This window comes from Jidongwangia harbinensis (assembly GCF_020216025.1).
Classification (GTDB): domain Bacteria; phylum Actinomycetota; class Actinomycetes; order Mycobacteriales; family Micromonosporaceae; genus Actinoplanes; species Actinoplanes harbinensis.
This window is the reverse complement of record NZ_JAIWNC010000037.1, coordinates 17,361-36,689: the sequence shown is the minus strand read 5'-3', so window position 1 is coordinate 36,689 and position 19,329 is coordinate 17,361. Positions and strand designations below refer to the sequence as shown.

General features: G+C 73.5%; 12 protein-coding genes. All 12 read right to left on the bottom strand.

Translation table 11 applies throughout. The features are described from left to right. Window positions 1-11: 11 nt before the first annotated feature. Window positions 12-956 (bottom strand): DMT family transporter, encoded by a 945-nt coding sequence (locus tag LDL48_RS33770; protein ID WP_372472251.1) that lies wholly within the window; start codon window positions 954-956, stop codon window positions 12-14. 88 nt (window positions 957-1,044) lie between these two features. Continuing rightward, on the bottom strand, window positions 1,045-2,556 hold the full coding sequence (locus tag LDL48_RS33765; protein ID WP_225259190.1) for a hydroxysqualene dehydroxylase: 1,512 nt from the start codon (window positions 2,554-2,556) through the stop codon (window positions 1,045-1,047). A 485-nt stretch (window positions 2,557-3,041) separates the two neighbouring features. Then, window positions 3,042-3,641, bottom strand: coding sequence for an NUDIX domain-containing protein (locus LDL48_RS33760; protein WP_225259189.1), 600 nt, complete (start codon window positions 3,639-3,641; stop codon window positions 3,042-3,044). Next, window positions 3,638-5,365: a CTP synthase gene (gene pyrG, locus LDL48_RS33755; RefSeq protein WP_225259188.1), complete on the bottom strand. Its 1,728-nt coding sequence runs from the start codon at window positions 5,363-5,365 to the stop codon at window positions 3,638-3,640. Before pyrG ends, LDL48_RS33760 begins: the two co-directional genes overlap by 4 nt. A gap of 108 nt (window positions 5,366-5,473) precedes the next feature. After that, complete coding sequence (locus tag LDL48_RS33750) at window positions 5,474-7,720, bottom strand: hypothetical protein (protein ID WP_372472250.1); 2,247 nt, start codon at window positions 7,718-7,720, stop codon at window positions 5,474-5,476. Then, window positions 7,717-8,856 (bottom strand): glycosyltransferase family 4 protein, encoded by a 1,140-nt coding sequence (locus LDL48_RS33745; protein WP_225259253.1) that lies wholly within the window; start codon window positions 8,854-8,856, stop codon window positions 7,717-7,719. The genes LDL48_RS33750 and LDL48_RS33745 overlap by 4 nt, the downstream gene beginning before the upstream one ends. Before the next feature lie 32 nt (window positions 8,857-8,888). Next, entirely contained in the window at window positions 8,889-10,589 is a 1,701-nt protein-coding gene (gene murJ, locus LDL48_RS33740) for a murein biosynthesis integral membrane protein MurJ (protein WP_225259187.1), read from the bottom strand. Then, the gene (locus LDL48_RS33735) at window positions 10,586-11,464 is read right to left on the bottom strand and encodes a hypothetical protein (RefSeq protein ID WP_225259252.1); all 879 of its coding nucleotides are present in this window, start codon (window positions 11,462-11,464) and stop codon (window positions 10,586-10,588) included. Before LDL48_RS33735 ends, murJ begins: the two co-directional genes overlap by 4 nt. Before the next feature lie 130 nt (window positions 11,465-11,594). Then, window positions 11,595-15,044 (bottom strand): 3-keto-alpha-glucoside-1,2-lyase-like domain-containing protein, encoded by a 3,450-nt coding sequence (locus LDL48_RS33730; RefSeq protein ID WP_225259186.1) that lies wholly within the window; start codon window positions 15,042-15,044, stop codon window positions 11,595-11,597. Window positions 15,045-15,228: 184 nt separating this feature from the next. Continuing rightward, window positions 15,229-16,158, bottom strand: coding sequence for a copper transporter (locus LDL48_RS33725; RefSeq protein WP_225259185.1), 930 nt, complete (start codon window positions 16,156-16,158; stop codon window positions 15,229-15,231). 44 nt (window positions 16,159-16,202) lie between these two features. Further along, complete coding sequence (gene steA / locus LDL48_RS33720) at window positions 16,203-17,381, bottom strand: putative cytokinetic ring protein SteA (protein WP_225259184.1); 1,179 nt, start codon at window positions 17,379-17,381, stop codon at window positions 16,203-16,205. Window positions 17,382-17,514: 133 nt separating this feature from the next. Next, entirely contained in the window at window positions 17,515-19,272 is a 1,758-nt protein-coding gene (gene recN / locus LDL48_RS33715) for a DNA repair protein RecN (protein WP_225259183.1), read from the bottom strand. Window positions 19,273-19,329: the final 57 nt, after the last annotated feature.

Genomic DNA, 19,329 nt, shown 5'->3' with positions numbered 1-19,329 from the left:
CGGCGGCCCGGTCACCGGCGCCGCCGGGGCAGCAGTCCCTGGGAGACCGCCACGCCGGCCAGCACCACGGCGGCGCCCACCGGCTGGTTCCAGTGCAGGTCCTCGCGCAGGACCAGCACGCCGACCAGCGTGGCGACCACCGGCATCAGGTAGGTCACCGACGTCGACGTGCTGGCGCCGGCCACCCGGATCACCTGGAAGTTGAGCACGAACGCCACGCCGGTGCCGAGCGCGCCCAGCGCCAGCACGCTGAACAGCACGTCGCCGGAGAGCGCGGCCGGGTCCGGCGGGGCGCCGGCCAGCAGCGGCGCCGCCACGGCGAGCTGGACCAGGGCGGCCAGCAGCTGCGCCGCGGCCATCGAGACGCCGCTGCCGGCGCGGCCGGTGATGAACTTCTTCTGGTACGGGATCGCGAACGCGTAACACATCGCCGCGCCGAAACACATCAGCTGCCCGGTGAGCTGGGCACCGCCGACGCCCTGCCACACGCCGAGCACCACCAGCACCCCGGCGAACCCGATGCCCAGCCCGGCCGCCCGGCGCGAGGTCATCCGCTCGGTGCGGAACGCCAGCACCGCCACCGGCAGCGCGGCCAGCGGCGTGGCCGCGTTCCAGATGCCGGCCAGCACCGACGACACCCGCTGCTCGCCGAAGCCGAACAGCGTGAACGGCAGCACCACGCCGGTGCACGCGACCACCGACAGATGCCCCCAGAGCCGCAGGTCGCGGGGCAGCCGGTCGCGGGTCACGGCCAGCACCAGCAGCAGCGTCAGGACACCCGCGGCGACCCGGCCGAAGGTGAGCCACAGCGGGTGCACCTCGCGCACGCCGACCTTGATGAAGAGGAAACTGGTGCCCCAGATCGCCGCGAGCAGCAGATAGCTGGGCAGCCAGCGGCGCAGCTCGCCGGGCGCGGCGGCCGGAGCGGTCAGGTCAGGACCGGTTCGGGTGGTCACCCCTGACACTCTGCCCAACGGGTACGACAATCTCCGGCGGTTTTCCGGCCTCGAATCCGGCCGGCGGTGTGTCGTCCGTCTCTTTGCCTCAGCCGCCCTTCCGGGTCAGCACGCCGCGCGCCGGCACCGACCAGATCTGCCCCGGCCGGGCACCGTGCCGCTGCAGGATCGCGTTGGCCGCGATCGCCCCGGACACCGCCGCCCGTTCCATCAGCGCACTGGGCATGCGGGTCCGCACCCAGTCACCGGCCAGATACACGCCGTCCGCGTCGGTACGGACCCCGGGCCGCGTGGCGTCGCTGCCCACCCCGAACGCCGGCGCGTCCGTACCGACCCGCTCCTCGGCGTCCAGCACGGCCATGGCGCCCGCCTCGTCCCACAGCCCGCACAGCTCCGCCCACATGGCGCCGCCCAGGTCCCGGGCGTCCCGGCCGTCCGGCGCCGCGTAGGCGTGCAGTTCCACCACCGCTCCCCCGGTGCGCCGGGCCCACTGCCCGCTGGCCCGCTCGATGCGGTGGTACAGCGTGATCGAGTCCAGCGTCGGTTCCTGCGACACGCTGGAGAACACGCTGCGCCCGGGCCGGAAGTCACGGTCGGTCCAGAGCCGGCTGACCGCGTACGGTGCGGTGGTCCGTACCGTGGCCATCTGCGCGGCCAGGCGCGGAGCCTGCCGGGTCAGTCCCGGCGAGGCCGCCACCAGGTCCCGCGCCGCACCCGGATCGGCGGCCAGCACCACGTGGTCGGCGGCGATCCGCTCCCCGCCGGCCAGCCGGACCGCCCAGCCCGGCTCGATCTCCTCGACCGCGGCGCCGGTGCGCAGGTCCACGCCGAGCGCCGCCAGCTGCGTGGTGAACGGCGACCAGATCGCGGTCTGGTAGTCCTGCGCCGGCGCGTCGAACTCGAGCCCCTCCGGATTGCGCAGGAAGTAGAAGTGGAACTGCATGATCATCTCGGCGGCCGACATCTCCGCCGGATGATTGAAGAACGAGTGCGCGAACACGTCGAACAGCACGGCCCGGGCCCGCGGCGGCATGCCGAGCCGGTCCAGGAAGTCACCGGCCGACACCGAGTCGAAACGCCGGTACGTCTCGTCCCGCGAGTACTGCAGCAGCGGTAGCGCCGCGTCCCCGTCCACCCCGCGCAACTCCCGCAGCCGCAGGCTCGGCGACCGGGCCACCAGCGCCAGCAGATTCAGCGGCGGGCGGCCGGGCAGCCCGGTGAAGTCCTCCTCGGGCCACTGCCGCGAGACGATCGGATACCGGCCGGCCGGCCGCAGGAACCCCAGCTCCGGGTCGATCCGGCGCAGCACGTCCCGCCAGTTGTAATACTGCCGGAAGAAGCCGTGGAAGCCGTGCTCCACCATCTGGCGGGTACCGTCCGGCAACGTGCGGGGCCAGGCGGCCAGCCGTCCGCCGAGCTGCGGGGCCCGCTCCAGCAGGGTCACGGCGACGCCGCGCTCGGCGAGCAGCAACGCGGCGGTGACCCCGGCGATGCCGCCACCGACCACGGCGGCGCGAACCGGGCCGGACACGGTCCTGGGCAGCGAGCGGCGAAAATGGACCAGCGGGCGGGCGTGTGAATCGGCGGTACGCAGGGTCATCTGTCCTCCGCGCGCCATTGTGCCGGGAAACATCACGCTCCGCGTGATTGATCGCACCGCAGCACTCTCCCGGTGCCCGCACCCCGGGCCACGGCCGGCATCGTGGAGGTACGACGCCCACCACGTCGCATCGCCCGTGTGGTTATCAGGCGCGCAGCGCACCGCGACCCCACACGACGGGCCCGGGCGACCGAGGCGCGTCGAGTTGCGGCACGTAGCGCGCCACCACGCCACACGCCACCGCCGAAGGAAGTGCGGGTGGCGCGAAGTCGTACAGCTGTGGTCGACATACGACCACAGGTTCACAGGATCTCTAGGCGGCCGAAGCGCCTCCCGCGGTCCGTCGTGCACGGCGGTGCCATGACGACGCTGCCGTTCCAGCGGAGCGCTCCAGTGGAACACCGACGCCGTCACCCGAGCGCCATGACAACGCTGACGTACCACCGACCCGCGAGCCGCCCGCCGCCCGCACCCCGCGGAACGGATCAGCCGATCGGCGGAGTGTCCGCCGGGCGGAGCGTGGCCCACCCGTCGTCCCGGGCCCGCGCCGCCGCCAGCAGACCACCCACCGTCGCCGCGTTCGTGATCTCGCCGCGCAGCACCATGGCGACCGCCTCGTCCAGGTCGAACCAGGCGATCTCCAGGTCCGCCTCCTCGTCCCGCCGGTCGTGCCGCTCCGCCTCGGGCACCACGGCGACGTCGCGGGCCAGGAAGATCCGGATCGTCTCGTTGCTGAAGCCGGGCGACGTGTGCAGGTCGATCAGCAGGTCGAAGCGCTGCGCGGTCCAGTCGGTCTCCTCGGCCAGTTCGCGGGCCGCGGTGAGCACCAGGTCCTCGCCGTGCACGTCGCGCAGGCCGGCGGGCAGTTCCCAGAGCCGCTGCTTCACCGGGTGCCGGTACTGGTGGACGAGCACCACCCGGCCGACGTCGTCGAGGGCGATGACGCCGACCGCGCCCTTGTTCTCCACCACGTCGCGGGAGGCGGTGCCGCCGCCCGGCATGGTGACCTCGTCGGAGAACACCGAGAAGATCGGCCCGGCGTAACGGTCGGTGCGGCGGACCGACTCGTGCGGGAAGACGGTCACGAGGCCGGCACCGCTTCGGCCGCGGTGGTGGTGGCGGCGGTGTCGGCGAGCGGCTCTACCGGCAGTTCGTCCGCGGCCGCGTACGTGACGGCGGCCTTGACGAACGCGGCGAACAGCGGGTGCGCCCGGGTGGGGCGGCTCTTCAGCTCGGGGTGGGCCTGGGTGGCCACGAAGAACGGGTGGGTGTCGCGGTCCAGCTCGATGAACTCGACCAGCCGCCCGTCCGGGGACGTGCCGGAGAACACCAGGCCGGCGTCGGCGAGCTTGTCCCGGTAGTCGTTGTTGACCTCGTACCGGTGCCGGTGCCGTTCGGTGATCTCGGGCTCGCCGTACGCCTCGGCGACGACCGAGCCGGGGGTCAGCGCCGCCGGGTACGCACCCAGCCGCATGGTGCCGCCCAGGTCACCCTTGCCGGCCACGATGTCCTGCTGGTCGGCCATGGTGGAGATGACCGGGTACGGCGCCTGCTCGTCGAACTCCAGGGAGTTGGCACCGTCCAGCCCGGCCAGGTGGCGGGCGGCGTCGATGGTCATGCACTGCAGCCCGAGACACAGGCCGAGGATCGGGATGCCGTTCTCCCGGGCGTACCGGGACGTGTTGATTTTGCCCTCGATCCCGCGGATGCCGAAGCCGCCGGGGATGACGATGCCGTCGACGCCCTTGAGGGCGGCGGCCGCGCCGGCCTGGGTGTCGCAGTCGTCGCTGGGCACCCAGCGCAGCTGCACCCGGGCGTGGTTGGCGAAGCCGGCCGCGCGGACCGCCTCGCTCACCGACAGGTACGCGTCGGGCAGGTCGACGTACTTGCCGACCAGCGCCACGGTGATGGTGCGCCGCGGGTGGTGCACGCGCTCCAGCAGGTCGTCCCAGGTGGACCAGTCGACGTCCCGGAACGACAGGCCGAGCCGGCGGACCACGTACGCGTCCAGGCCCTCGCGGTGCAGCACCTTCGGGATGTCGTAGATGCTGGGCGCGTCGGGGGCGGCGACCACGGCTTCCCGGTCGACGTCGCAGTACAGCGAGAGCTTGTGCTTGAGCTTCTCCGGGATCTCCCGGTCGCTGCGGCACACCAGCGCGTCCGGCTGGATACCGATGTTGCGCAGCGTCGCCACCGAGTGCTGGGTGGGCTTGGTCTTCAGCTCACCGGACGGCGCCAGGTACGGCACCAGCGACACGTGCAGGTAGAACACGTGGTCGCGGCCGATCTCGTGGCGCACCTGGCGGATCGCCTCCAGGAACGGCAGCGACTCCATGTCGCCGACGGTGCCGCCGACCTCGGTGATCACCACGTCCGGGGTACGGCCGTATTCGTCCGGAGCGGCCATCGCGAAGATGCGCTCCTTGATCTCGTTGGTGATGTGCGGGATCACCTGCACGGTGTCGCCGAGGTATTCGCCGCGGCGCTCCTTGGCGATGACCGCCGAGTAGATCTGCCCGGTGGTGACGTTCGCCTTGCCGTTCAGCGCGCGGTCCAGGAACCGCTCGTAGTGGCCGACGTCCAGGTCGGTCTCGGCGCCGTCGTCGGTGACGAACACCTCGCCGTGCTGGAAGGGGTTCATCGTGCCGGGGTCGACGTTGAGGTACGGGTCCAGCTTCTGCATGACGACCCGGAGCCCGCGCGCGGTCAGCAGGTTTCCGAGGCTGGAGGCGGTGAGGCCCTTACCCAGCGAGGAGGCGACGCCCCCGGTGACGAAGATGTGCCGCGTGTCGCGCGCTGTGAGGGCCAATGCTCACTCCCGTGGTCGAACGATGCGCTGAGGCGAGCGCCCCATCCACGGGATTCCACGGTAACACCATCGGTCCCGCCCGCTCGTTCGGCCTGCTCGTCGCGCGTGTCACCGGGCGGCCAAATGATCTTCATCCGGCGTTCGCAGGGACAAACCGGGCCCGCCCGGTCCGTCCGTCTCGCCGTCCGGCCGGGTGCGGTCGGCGGCGTGGTCGAGGACCCGCAGCGTGGTCAGCACCGCGGTGGGTACGGCCACCGCCGCCGCCGCACCGACCACGGTCAGCGCGGACCCGCCGAACACCCCGGCGACCAGGGTGGCCACGCTGGTACCGGCGCCGGCCGCGCGCAGCGCCGGGTGCAGCCCGAACAGCCGGTTCAGCCCGCCCCACGGGGAGAACTGGCAGAACACCATCATGAGGACGCCGAACACCGCGATCAGCGTCAGCGGACTGTCCACCAGGGACTGTCCGTTGGCCGCGGCGACCCGCTGCACGGCCGGGCCGGCGGTGCCGTCGGCCAGCGCGGACAGCACCCGGCCCAGGCTGCCGCGCTCCAGCGGTGGGCGGGCCAGGTCCATCACCGCGAAGCCGATGGTGACCGCGAGCCCGGCCATCGCCGCCCAGACGAACCGGGCCAGGGTGAGCCAGCCGCCGGCGCTGACCACCGCGGCCACGCACACACCCGCGGTGACCGCGATCGCGCCGATCGGATCCGCGCCCAGGTACGGGCTGCCCACCATGATCACCGCGAAGCCGCCGAGCAGGACCACGATCACCGGCCGCCACGGCTTGCGGAGCCACTGCGCCAGGCAACCGGCCAGCACCAGGACGCCGGTGACCAGTACGCCCAGCCCGACGCTGCCGACCCCGGCGTACCGTCCGCCCTGCGCGGCCGAGTAGCCGGCCACGCCGTTGAGCTGCAGTTGCGCGCCGGTGAGCAGGTCCACACCGACCACCGCGGCGCCGATCGCGGCGACCACACCGAGCGGCCACAGCGTGCGCCGGTAGCGCGGCGCCAGCCGGATCGCGGCGGTGCCCAGCACCATCAGCAGCAGCGTGACCGCGCCGAACGCGAGGCCGGGCCGGTCGCTGCGCCACCACGGTGCGGCGTCGGCGACCAGCGCGGCCGGAATGGCCAGGGCCGCGGCGGTCAGGGCGATCTCCGCGGCGTCGATCAGCAGGCGCGGCGGCGACGCCGGACCGCGCGGCCCGGCATGCCGCCGGGCCCGCACGATCAGCGGCACGGCCAGCACGAACAGCACCAGTTGCAGGATCGTCAGCACGGTGAAGAACTCGCGGGCGACGCCGCGCTGCGCGGTGGCGCGCCGGTCCGCGTCGCGGTCGCCGCGGACCGCGTCCGCGAGGTCGGCCGGGCGGCCCGGCACCGAGGTGGCGGTCCGGCCGGCGAACACCTTCTCCGGCGACGCCCGGCCCAGCGCGGACAGCACGGTCGGCGCCAGGTCCACCAGTTCCAGGTAGCCGTCGCGCCCGGTGCCGGCGGAGGTGAGCCAGCCGCCGTTCCAGCCGTCGCCCTCGGCGAACGCCACGTGCAGCCGGGACGAGGGCCCGGTGTCGGACACCCCGGCCACCACGATCAGCGAGCGCGCCGGGCGGGCCGCGACCACCCGGGCCAGCATCGCGTCGGCCCGGGCCACGGCGGTCTCCCGGGCCCGGCCGGTGCCGGTGACGGTGCCCAGGTCCACGATGCTGAGCACGCAGGTGGACAGCAGGCCGCGCGGGTCGGCGGGCAGCGTGGCCTCGTACCGGTCGACGCGGCCGAACGGGCGGGCCGCCGCGACCGCCGCTCCGGTGCCGACCGCGACCGTGCAGCGCACCGACTCGGCCAGGGCGCCCGGCACCGCGCCGTACGGCAGCTGCTCGTTCGCCCGGACCAGGGTGCGCTGCTGGCCGAGGTTCGCGCCGAGGTCGTCCGGCTGGGTCAGGTCCGGGCCGAGCGGCGGGCACGCGGACCGTACCGTCCGGCTCTCCCAGGCGGCGTAGTTGCCGGCGCCCAGCGTCAGCCAGCCGTCGGACGGGCAGGTGGTGCGGTGCGCCGACCGGACCGACATCCAGCCGATCGAGCCGCGGGACGCCTGCCGCCACAGCGCCGGGGTGCGCTGCGGATCGAGGTCGTCCCAGCGCAGCCCGGCCGCGCCGGCCAGGACCACGTAGTCCACCGGCTGCTGCGGCGGGCCGGTGGCCGGCCGGACCGCGAGACCGGCGAGGCTGGCCAGACCGGCGAGCACCACCAGCGCGTACGGCACCCAGTCGGAGACCCGGCGGACCGGGATGCCGGGGCGGCGTACCCGGCGGATCCGGTCCAGCGCCGCGGCGAACCACCGGGGCCTGGTCGTCACCCGGGCTCCGACCGGTGGCCCGCCACCGAGGCGTACGCGGCCCGGACGTCGTCCACCGTGTCGTCCTCGGACGGCCACTGGGCGGCGCGGCGCGGTCCCCGGGCGGCGTAGTCGGCCCGCTTCGCCGGGTCGTCGAGCAGCTCGCCCACCGCGGCGTCGAGCGCGTCCACGTCACCCGGCGGAATCAGCACCGCGGCGTCGCCGACCAGGCCCGGCAACCCGCCGACCTGGGTGCAGACCAGCGGTACGCCGGCGTGCAACGCCTCCTGGGCGAACAGCTGCCGCGCCTCCCAGTCGCTGGTCACCACGGCCAGATCGGCGCCGCTCAGCAGGTCGGGCACGTCGGTGCGGTGCCCGAGCAGGTGGACCGGCGCGTGCACGGCGCTGGCCTGCTGGGCGAGCGGCATGTAGCTCGGCCCGGAGCCGGCGACCACCACCATCGGCGCCGGTTGCCGGGACCGCCAGCGGGCCGCCGCGTCGATCAGCACGTCGTAGCGTTTCTGCGGGTGCAGCCGGCCCACCGACAGGATCAGGGGTACGTCGGGCGCGATCCGGAACTCGGCGCGCACCGCGCTGCGCGACCGTCTCGGCGCACCCATCGTGGGCGCCGCGACCGGGCTGAGCCGGACCTGCCGGGCACCCAGCGCGACCGCGCGCTCCACCAGGTCGTCGGACGCGCCGAGCACCAGCGTGGCGGCCCGGGACACGATCCGTTCCAGCAGCGCCGCGGCCTGGCCGCGCAGGCCCTTGGCGATGACCGCGTTGTGCAGCGTGACCACCAGCGGCGCGGAAGGCCGGGCCAGGGACGCCACGAACCCGGCCCGCAGTCCGTGGGCGTGCACCACGTCCGCGGCGCGGGCGGCCAGCGCCCGGCGCAGCACCCGGACCGCGCCGGAGTCACCGGGACCGGGCGTCGCCGGGATCTCCACCGGCGCGAAGGCGGCACCGGCGGCGGCGAACCCGAACTGCTCGTCGACGGCGGCCGGCCCGCACACCAGCACGTCGCAGCCGGCCGCGACCAGCCCGCGCACCAGCGAGGACACGTGCTGACCGACGCCGCCGGTGCTGGAGCCCAGCACCAGCGCGACCGAGCCGGTCCAGCCCGGCGCCTCGCTCGCGGTGCCGTCGGGGTGCATGCGCTCCCGGTCCTCGCGCCCGAAGCGGTCGCTCACCCGGTGCCCTCCTTCGCGGTGGTGCGCCGCACCCGGCGGGCCAGCGTGGCGATCAGCGGGCGGACGTCGGGGCGGTCCAGCAGGTACGTCGTCGCGGCGTATCCGGCGGCGACGGTGACGCCGCCCAGCATGCCCTGCAGCAGGCTGCCGGCCGTGGTCGGGGTGGCGCCGGACGCCAGCGCGGCGACCACCGCCCGGCCGGCCAGCGCGGCGGTGACGGCCGCCACGATACCGGCCCCGGCCGCGCGGGCCAGCCCGGACAGGGCGGCGGCACCGGCGTGGCGGCGGACCGCGAGCACCAGCAGCAGTCCGATCGTGGTCATGCCGACCGTGTTGGCCAGGCCGAGCGCGAACACCTGCCGGCCCTCCCCCAGCCACGCGGACAGGGCCACCGCGGCCAGCGCGGCGACGCCCCAGCCCACGGCGGTGGCGACGGCCGCGGCCACGGTGGCGCCGCGGGCGTACAGGGCCCGGGACAGCAGGGCGAACAGCGCGTACCCGAACAGGCCCGGGGCGAAGCCGACGACGCCGGGCGCGGCCCGGTCGGTACCCACCAGATGGGCCACCGGGCCGGCCAGCGCGGCCAGCGCGGCCGCGCCCAGGCCGGCCAGCAGCAGCACCGACCGGGCCGGGCCGGCCAGCGCGCCGCGGTAGGCGTCGTCGTCGCCGCGACTGGCCGCGGCCGACAGGGTCGGATAGACCGCGGTGGCCAGCGGCACCGCCAGCACCGCCCAGGGCAGCAGGAAGACGGTCTGCGCCGCGGTGTACGGGGTGAGCCCGCCGCCCACCGAGAGCAGGATCGCGGCGGCCACCATGACCTGCTGGGAACCGACCGTGACCGCACCGGCCCAGCCCAGCCGGACCGCCCGCCGGCCCTCGTCGCCGGGGAACGCGTAGCGCGGCCGCAGCCGCACCCGCAACCGGCGCAGCGGAACGACCAGGCACAACGCCAGTACCACCACGCCGACGGTGGTGCCGATCGACAGGGTGAGTTCGCCGGCGGTGGAGAGCCCGGCGAAGTCGCTGCGGGCACCGTCCACCATGGCGTACGTCAGGTAGGCCGACATCACCACGACGCTGGACAGCAACGGGGCGATCACCGGCCAGGCGAACCGGTGATGGGCCTGCAGCACGCCGGTGAGCACGATGCCGACGCCGTACAGCGGCAACTGCGGCGCGAAGACCCGCAGCATGCTCGCGGCCACCTCGCGGTGCTCGTCCGGCACGCCCGGCAGCAGGCCGGCGATCGGCCCGGCGGCCAGCGCCACCACCACGGCGAGCGGCACCAGCAGCGTGAGCACCCAGGTGAGCAGCGCGGACGCGACCGCGTCCACCCGTTCCCGGTCGCCGGCCGCGACCGCGCCGGCGAGCAGCGGCACCACCAGGCTGGCCAGGGCGCCGCCGGCCACCAGTTCGAAGACGATGTTCGGGATGGTGTTGGCGGCGTTGTAGATGTTCGCCAGCGCGTCGTCCCCGACGGTGTGCAGGAACACGAAGGTACGGCCGAAGCCGGCCAGCCGCGCCACGATCGTGAGCACCGTGATGAGCGCGGCGGCACCGGCGATCCGGGCGGCGGCCCCGGCCCCGGACGGGTTCCGCGCGCCGGTCCCTCCCGCGACCGGCGACGGATCGGCCCCGGACGGGTCCAGCGCGCCGGGTTCTCCGGCGGCCGGGCGGGTTGCGGGAGGTTCGGTCACGCCGTCGGGGAGTCGCGGCCCGGCCGCGGGGCCGGGGCCGGCTCGAGGCGGCCGAGTTCGTCCAGGCGGCGCAGCCACGGGGTGTCCTGGATGACCTGGGTGAAGCTGGTCTTCTCGCTGGCCGCGGTCAGCCCGGCCAGCACGGTCAGCGCGACCGCCCGTCCGGCCGGGCCGGTGCGTGCCGCGAGTGCCACGCCGAGCAGGGCGCCGAGCGCGTTGGCGCCGGCGTCGCCGAGCATGATGTCCTCGTCCAGGTCCGGCGGCAGTAGCGCGGCGCCCGCGCCGAGCGCCCCGGCGGTCATCGCCCCGCCGCGGCCCAGCACCAGCGGAACGCCGATCACGGCACCGGCCTTGAGCGCCCGGCCGGGCCGCAGGTCGAGCAGGTTCAGCAGATTGGCGGTGCCGGCGATGACCCCGGCGCCGAGGAGCACGTCCGCGGTGCCGCGCAGGACGCCCCGGCGCGGCCGGGACGGGTCGGCGGCGAGCAGTGCGGCGGCGGCGAGGCTGCCGGCACCCACCCCGGCGATCTTCACCAGGCCGCTGGTGACCCGGCCCTCGCGGAGTGCGCCGAGGTGGCCGGCGAAGCCCTTGGCGGCCTTCTGCTCGGGGCGGTGCCCGACGATGTCGTCGTAGAAGCCGACCGATCCGGCGACCGTGCCGGCGGTGAGGGCGGCGGCCGCGGCGGCCGCGCCGGGGGCGCCCAGCACGGCACCCACCGTGGCGCCGGCGGCGAGCGCGGGGCCGCCGGCCAGCGTGACGGTGCGGCCGTGGAAGTTGGTCCGGTGCAGCGCCGCGGCGCGGGGGTCGTTACGCACCCAGGCGAGCGCGGTCCGGGCGACCAGTGACCCGATGCCGAACGACGGCACGAACCCCATGCCCATGACTGCACTCCCCTGCGCTCTCCGGTGCCGCCGGGCGACGGCCGTGGGCGAGTCTATGACGTACCGGCGCGCGGCAGGGCCCGCGACACCTGGGTGCCGCGGGCCCGTCCGGTCACCGGTCCGGTCAGATGACCGGTTCGATCCAGATGTTGCGGTACCTGACGTTGGCCCCGGGGTCACCGTGGTCCTGCAGGCGGATGGGTTCCACCGACGGCCCTTCCGCCGCGCCGCCTCCGGTGGACCCGTCGATCTCGATGTTGTTGTGCACGACGGTGCCGTTCCACACCACGGTCGCCCGGGCGTTCTCGGTCTTCGTGGTGCCGTTGTAGCGGGCCGCCCGGAACGTGATCTCGTACGTCTGCCAGGTCTCCGGCGCGGTGGCCCGGTTACTGTCCGGCGCCCGTTTCTGGTAGAAGCCGCCGCACTCGTCGTGGGCCGGGGTGGTGTCCCCGAACGAGTCCAGCACCTGCAGTTCGTAGCGGTCCTGCAGGTAGATGCCGCTGTTGCCGCGGGCCTGCCCGGTCACGTCGGCCGGCAGCTGCGGGATGCGGAACTCGACGTGCAGCTTGAAGTCGCCGAAGCTCTGCTTGGTCCGCAGGTCGCCGCCGAGCACCTCGGCCGAGCCGTCCGCCACCGGCCAGGTCGCCGCGCCGCCGCCGGCGTGCTGCCACTTGCTCAGGTCGCCGCCGTCGAACAGGGTGATCCGATTCGATCCGCCGGCGGTCCCGTACGCCTCGAGCTCGTAGATCCGGGCGGTGTTGTCGCCGGAGCTGGCGGCCGCGGTGATCGCCAGCCGGACATGCCGGGCGGTGACCGGGGTGACGTCGTGCGTGGTGGTGGACGCGGTGTTGCCGGTGACCGTGGCGACGTTCGTCCACGACGTGCCGTTGGTGCTGACCGCGACCGTGAAGTCCCGGGTGTTCCAGGCGGTGTTCTCGCCACCGGCGCCGGCGTGCTTGACCACGAACCGGTTCAGGCTGGCCTCCTGGCCGAGGTCCACCTGCAGCCACTTGGACGCGCCGGACGAACACCACTTGTCGGCGTTGCCTCCGGTCACGCTGCCGTTCACCGCCTTCGCGGCGTTCTCGTCGGCGTTGCAGGACGAGTCGGCCGTGGCGGTCTTCCCGCGGGCCAGGTTGACCGGCGGCGGGCCGGTGCTGCCGTACGCCTCGAACTCGTAGATCCGGGCCGCGGTGTCGCTGTTACTGGTCGGCGCCGTGACGTTGAGCCGGAGGTAGCGGGCCGACACCGGACTGACGGCGTGGGTGGTGGTGGACGCGGTGTTGCCGGTCACCGTGGCGACGTTCGTCCACGACGTGCCGTTGGTACTCACCGCGACCGTGAAGTCCCGGGTGTTCCAGGCCGCGTTCTCGCCACCGGCACCGGCGTGCTTGACCACGAACCGGTCCACCGTGGTGGCCGCGCCGAGGTCCACCTGCAGCCACTTGGTCGCCCCGGTGGAGCACCACTTGTCGAGGTTGCCGGAGGTGGTGGTGCCGTTGACCGCCCGGGCCGGTCCCTCGATGGCGCTGCACGAGGAGTCGGCGGTGGCCGGCTTGCCGAGCGCCAGGTTGACCGGTGCCGCGGCGCCGGGCACGGCGTTCAGCGTGTACCAGGCCTCCGTGCTCCAGAGCGAGTGGCCGTCGGCGGAGCTGAACGGGCGCGGCGAGCGGAGGTGCACGACGTGCCCGGCCTTGAGCCCGTCGACGGCCAGCGTGACCTTCTTGCGGTCGGCGGACAGCGTGGCCGAGCGTACGGTCAGCGCCGCCTCGTCGATCTTGGGTCCGCCGTACGCCGCGGTCGGCACGTAGCGCCACTGCTTGACCTTGTACGCGCCGGTCAGCGCCGCGGCGGTCGCGTCGGACAGCGGCTTGGTGTACTCGATCTCGAAGCCGTTCGACCTGGCCCGCATGGCCAGCATGTCGAACGTGGCGGCGCCGTTCGGGGTGAGCTTCTGCAGGCCGAACTTCAGCTTGCCCTCCTGGCCCCAGTTCCCCTCGGCGCCCAGCCCGCCGGCGTAGATGGCGCCGTCCGGGCCCTGCGCCAGCTCGGTGACGCCGGCCTCCAGGCCCTGCGTCATCCGGAACAGCGCGCCCTGGTACTCGCCGTTGACCTTCTCCAGGTAGGCCCGCTGGATGCCGCCGTAGGTGACGTCGGAGATGGCGAGCTGACCGGCGAACGGACCGGAGGTCAGGGTGAGCGGGGTGCTGGGCGAGTTGGCGATCTCGTTCTGCGGCATCCACAGCACCGGCGCGGTCACCGGCCGGTTGTCGAACGGGCCGGCCGGGTTCATGTAGTGGTTGAAGAACCGGTCCTGCTTGACGTGCAGCAGCTTGGACGAGGGCAGCCAGCCGCCCTGGTTGTCGGTGACGAAGATGCCGTCCTCCGGGCCCCACCCGATGCCGTGCGGGGTACGCAGGCCGCCGGCCACGTACGAGATCTGGCCGTTGCTGCGGTTGACCTTGACGGTGGTGCCACGGTTCGCGGCCGGCTGCGGGTCGGTGGTGGCGCCGCCGAGGTTGATCGACACTGAGAGGTTCAGGTAGAAGAAGCCGTCCCGGTACAGCAGCCCGAAGCCGAACTCGTGGAAGTTGTTGCCGAACGGCCAGGTCGCGACGGTCCGATAGGTGTCGGTCACCTCGTCGCCGTTGCTGTCGACGAGTTCGGTGAGCCGGTGCTTCTCGGCGACGTAGATGCTGCCGTCGACGACCTTGATGCCCATCGGTTCCTTGAGCCCGGTGGCCACCCGCTTGGTGGTCACCCGGGTCGGGCCGGTGTCCCCGGTGACGTTGCCGAGGATCCACACCTCGCCGGTGGTGGCCTCGCTCGCGCCCCAGGTGGTCACCGCGAGCCGCCCGCCGGACAGGAAGTCCATGCCGGTGACCTTCGGTTCGAAGCCGGCCGGCCGCAGGTTGGTCAGGTTGTACGCGGGGTGCACGCCGGCCAGCGGCAGGCCGTCACCGGGCGTGTCGTTGATGCCCTCGCACAGCTTCTGCCCGGGCGCGGTCACCCGGACCACGCCGGCGTCCGTGCTGAGCACCGAGTTGGGCACGAGCGTGAACGACGAGGCACCCGGCGGGCGCCACTGCAGGGTGATGCGCTGGTCGCCGCCGGCCTCGAAGTGCTCGATCCGCAGGGCGTGGTAGCCGGTGGCCAGGTTGATCGTGGCGTCCTTCGGCGGGTCGGCGCCATGCAGCCCGTCGTGGTCGATGAGCACCCGGCCGTCGATGGACAGCCGGGAGCCGTCGTCGCTGATCAGGCGGAACGCGTGGTCGCCGGCCTGCGTCACGTTGACGTTGGCCAGCACCTCGGACACGAAGTTGTTGGCGAGGCCGAACTGCGCGTCGGTGGAGAAGTCGATGGTCGGCATCAGCTTGTCCACGTTCGGCGTCTGGCTCGGCTTGAGCGTGCAGAGGTTGTTCAGGGCCACCTGCACGTCGAACACGCGGAGCGTGACACCGGGTTCCTGGGGCGGAATCGCGGCGGCTGCCGGGGCGGCGGGGATTCCGGCACCGGCGAGGACGAGAAGGAAGGCGATCGGGGCGAGGGCATGGCGGTACCGGCGTCTGTGCACGTACGGCTCCTGACGTGACGGCGCGAGCGAGAAATCGTAAAGACTGTTTCCGAGTGATCTCGTTCTACCGCGCACGGCCATCGGCGTACGTCAATGCTGGGGACTTTTGCACATCGCGTCAAAAGAACTGGCGGTCCAGCCGCAACTTTGCTCGCTGCTGTAGGAAACCTCGCCGTAACGGAAATCAGCTGGGCGAGGGCGGCACCAGGGACGACGCGCCGGCGGCCACGCCGTACTGGCCGATCTTGCCCTGGACCAGGCGTTCGATCAGCGCCAGCGCGGTGGCCAACTGGCCCTGGGTGGTGCTGGCGTTGTCCACCGTGCTGATCTGCTTGACCAGCGTCGGGTCCGCCCGCACCTCGGCCACCAGGCCGCCGTCCACCACGCCGTCCGCGGCCACCACCAGCGGCCTGTTCTTGGCCAGCCGGGAGGTGAGCATGACCGCCGACTGGCTCTTCTTCGTGGCCGCGTTGTCCGTCGCCGGGAGCCCGGCGACCACCACGGTGGCCTCCGCGCCGGGGGCCGGGTCGTCGTCGACGGCCAGATACCCGTTCTTGGTGTACGCGGTCAGCACCGTGGTGAACTCGCTCGCCACCACCGGCGTGGTCTGCTGCTGCAACGCCAGCGCCAGCAGAGCGCCGGACGTCTCCACGCCGTCACTGTTGTTCGGCAGTCCGGAGGCCGGGATCGACGGCTGCGACGCCCGCTCGGCCAGGTCCAGCAACTCCACGTTGTTCGCCGGGTCGAAGAACTTGTCCTGCACCGTGACCTTGGCGGTGACCGTCGCGCCGGCCACCTTCAGCATGGCGATGACCTGGTCGACGTAGTTCTCCGCGCGGGGCAGGCCGACCACCAGGATGCGGCGGTTGGCGAGCTTGCCGCCGACCAGCGCCGGCGCGACCTCGGTGGCGAAATCCTGGGCCCGGTTGAGTTCCTCGCGGTACTGGTTCTGCTGGTCCCGGTAGTTGCTGTTGTCCCGGCTGAGCCCGGTCACCTGGTCCCGCAGCCGGTCCGCCGCCGGACCGTTCAGCGCGGCGGTGCCGACCACCAGGCCGATGGCCAGCGCCAGGAAGACCGCGGTGAGCGACACCACGTGGTACCGGAAGTTGATCACGCCTACAGCCTCTTGGTCACTCGGGCATTGTGGTCATCGGGGAATCAAAGGATGTGTCCCAGCTGGAACACCACATTGTCCCACCAGTCAGACACCACGGCGAGGTAGGCCTTGCCGACCGTGGACACCGCGACCGCGGACGCCATCGCCGCGACCGCGGAGAGTACCAGCAGGAGCAACGCCGAACCGGAGATGTTCTGCCGGTACAGCCGGCTGACCCCCTTCGCGTCGACCAGCTTGCCGCCCACCTTGAGCCGGGTGAGGAACGTCGACGCCATGCCGCCGCGGCCCTTGTCCAGGAACTCGACCAGGTTCGCGTGGGTGCCGACCGCGACGATGAGCGAGGCGCCCTTCTCGTCGGCGAGCAGCATGGCCAGGTCCTCGCTGGTCGCCGCGGCCGGGAAGGTGAGCGCGTCGACGCCGAGCTGGCGGACCCGCTCCAGCCCGGGGGCCCGCCCGTCCGAGTACGCGTGCACCACCACCTCGGACCCGCACCGCAACACGTCGTCGGTCACCGAGTCCATGTCGCCGATGATCATGTCGGGCGTGTATCCCGACTCCACCAGCGCGTCCGCGCCGCCGTCCACGCCGATCAGCACCGGCTTGAACTCCCGGATGTACGGCCGCAGCACGTCCAGGTCGGCCTTGTAGTCGTACCCGCGCACCACGATGAGCACATGCCGGCCGGCGATGTCGGTCTGCACGTCCGGCACACCGACGCCGTCGAGCAGCAGGTCACGTTCCTGCTTCAGGTAGTCCATGGTGTTCGCGGCGAACGCCTCGAGCTGCACCGACAGCCCCTCGCGCGCATCCGCCATCGCGGCCGCGACACTCTCCGCGTCCTGGCGCACCCCGGTCGCCACGGCCTCGCCGTTGACCAGCACGGTGTCGCCGTCGATGCCGACGGTGTCGCCCTCCCGGATCCCGTCGAACACCTCCTCGCCGAGGTCGTCGATCAGCACGATCCCGGCCTGGATGAGCACCTCGGGACCGAGGTTCGGGTACCGGCCGGAGATCGACGGCTTGGCGTTGAGCACCGCGGCGACCCCCACCGCCACCAGCGAGTCGGCGGCGACCCGGTCGATGTCGACGTGGTCGATCACCGCAACGTCACCCGGGCGCAGGCGACCGACCAGACGCTTGGTCCGGCGGTCGAGGCGGGCGACGCCGGAGACGGTTCCCGGTTCGACCGTCCGGGACCGGCGCAAGGTGGGAAGTCGCATCGTGCCCATCCTGGCATGCCCGGTCACGCGGCCCGCGCACGACATGCGCTAGGTCACCCATAAACCGCGCAATTCCACCATCAATCCCATACCACGGGCGCCCGGTGCCGGGCAGCCCCGGACCACCGCGGCGCTACTGGTGCTTCTCCCGGCCGGCCACCGCCAACAGCTCCTCCGCATGCGCGATCCCCAGGTCCGAGTCGGGCAACCCGGCCAGCATCCGGGCCAGCTCCCGGGCCCGCTCGGTGTCCTCCACGATCCGGACCCCGCTGGTGGTGACCGCTCCCCCGGTGTCCTTGGCGACCACCAGATGCCGGTCGGCGAACGCCGCCACCTGGGGCAGGTGCGTCACCACCAGCACCTGATGGGTGCGGGCCAGCCGCGCCAGCCGCCGCCCGATCTCCACTGCGGCCTGACCGCCCACCCCGGCGTCGACCTCGTCGAACACCAGCGTCGGCGGGCCGCCCGCCCCGGCGAACACCACCTCGATGGCGAGCATCACCCGGGACAGTTCGCCGCCGGACGCGCCCTTCTGCAGCGGCAGCGACGGTGCACCCGGGTGGGCCAGCAGGCGCAGCTCCACCTCGTCCGCGCCGTCCGGGCCGACGCCGAGGTCGCGGTCCTCGGCCGGCACGGCCGGCTCGTCCTTGCCGGCGGCCCGCGGCACCACCGCCACCTCGACCCGGGCGTGCGGCATGGCCAGGCCGGCCAACTCGACGCTGACCGCCTCGGAGAACCGGCCGGCCGCCTCGACCCGCGCCGCGGTCAGCCGCGCCGCCAGCTCGGCGACCGTGCCGGCCAGGCGCTGCCGTTCCCGGTCGAGCTCGTCCAGCAACTCGTCCGAGCTGTCCAGCAGGGCCAGCCGGCTGCGGGCGTGGTCGGCCCAGGCGATCACGCCGTCGACGTCGTCCGCGTACTTCCGGGTGAGCGCGCGCAGCGCCGCCCGCCGCTCGTAGATGGTCTCCAGCCGGGCCGGGTCGGCGTCCAGCGCGCTGAGGTATCCGGACAGCTCGGCCGACACGTCGTCGACCAGCGTGGCCGCCTCCTCGATCCGGGCCGCCAGGTCGCCCAGCGCCGGGTCCACGGTGGCCTGCGCCTCCAGGGTGCGCCGGGCGGTGCCGAGCAGCTGGGTCGCGTCGGGCGTCTCGTCGGTGACCTCCATGCCGCCGGTCAGCGCCTGCGCCGCCAGCGCGGCCGCCACCCGCAGGCCCTCGGCGTGCTCCAGCCGCTGCACCTCGGCGCGCAGTTCGTCGTCCTCGCCCGGCTGCGGGTCGACCCGGGTGATCTCGTCCAGGCCGAGCTTGAGCAGGTCGGCCTCCTGGGTCCGCTCCCGGGCGTTGCGGCGCCGGTCGGCCAGGTCGTCGACCACGGTCCGCCACCGCGAGTACGCCTCGCGGTACGTCTCCAGCAGCTTCTCGTGCTCCGGTCCGGCGAACCGGTCCAGCGCGGCACGCTGCTCGGCCGGCCGGAGCAGCCGCAGCTGATCGGACTGGCCGTGCACCGCGACCACCTGCTCGCCGACCTCACCGAGCATCGCCACCGGCATGCTCCGGCCGCCGACGTGGGCGCGGGACCGGCCCTCGATCGTCACGGTGCGGCTGAGCAGCACCGTCCCGTCGTCGTCCACCTCGGCGCCGGCATCGGTGATCCGGGTGGTGACCGCGTCGGCCGGCGCACCGGACAGCCGGAGCCGGCCCTCCACCACCGCCCGGCCCGGGTCCGCGCGCACCCGCCCGGCATCCGCGCGGCCGCCGAACAGCAGGCCCAGACCGGTTACCACCATGGTCTTGCCCGCGCCGGTCTCACCGGTGATGACGTTCATCCCTGTCGTCAGCCGCAGCGTCGTGTCGTCGATGACGCCGAGGCCGGTGATCCGCAGTTCCTCCAGCACAGGCAGACAGTATCGGTGGGCTACGACAAATGCCCACCGCGGGCTGTGCACAGACCC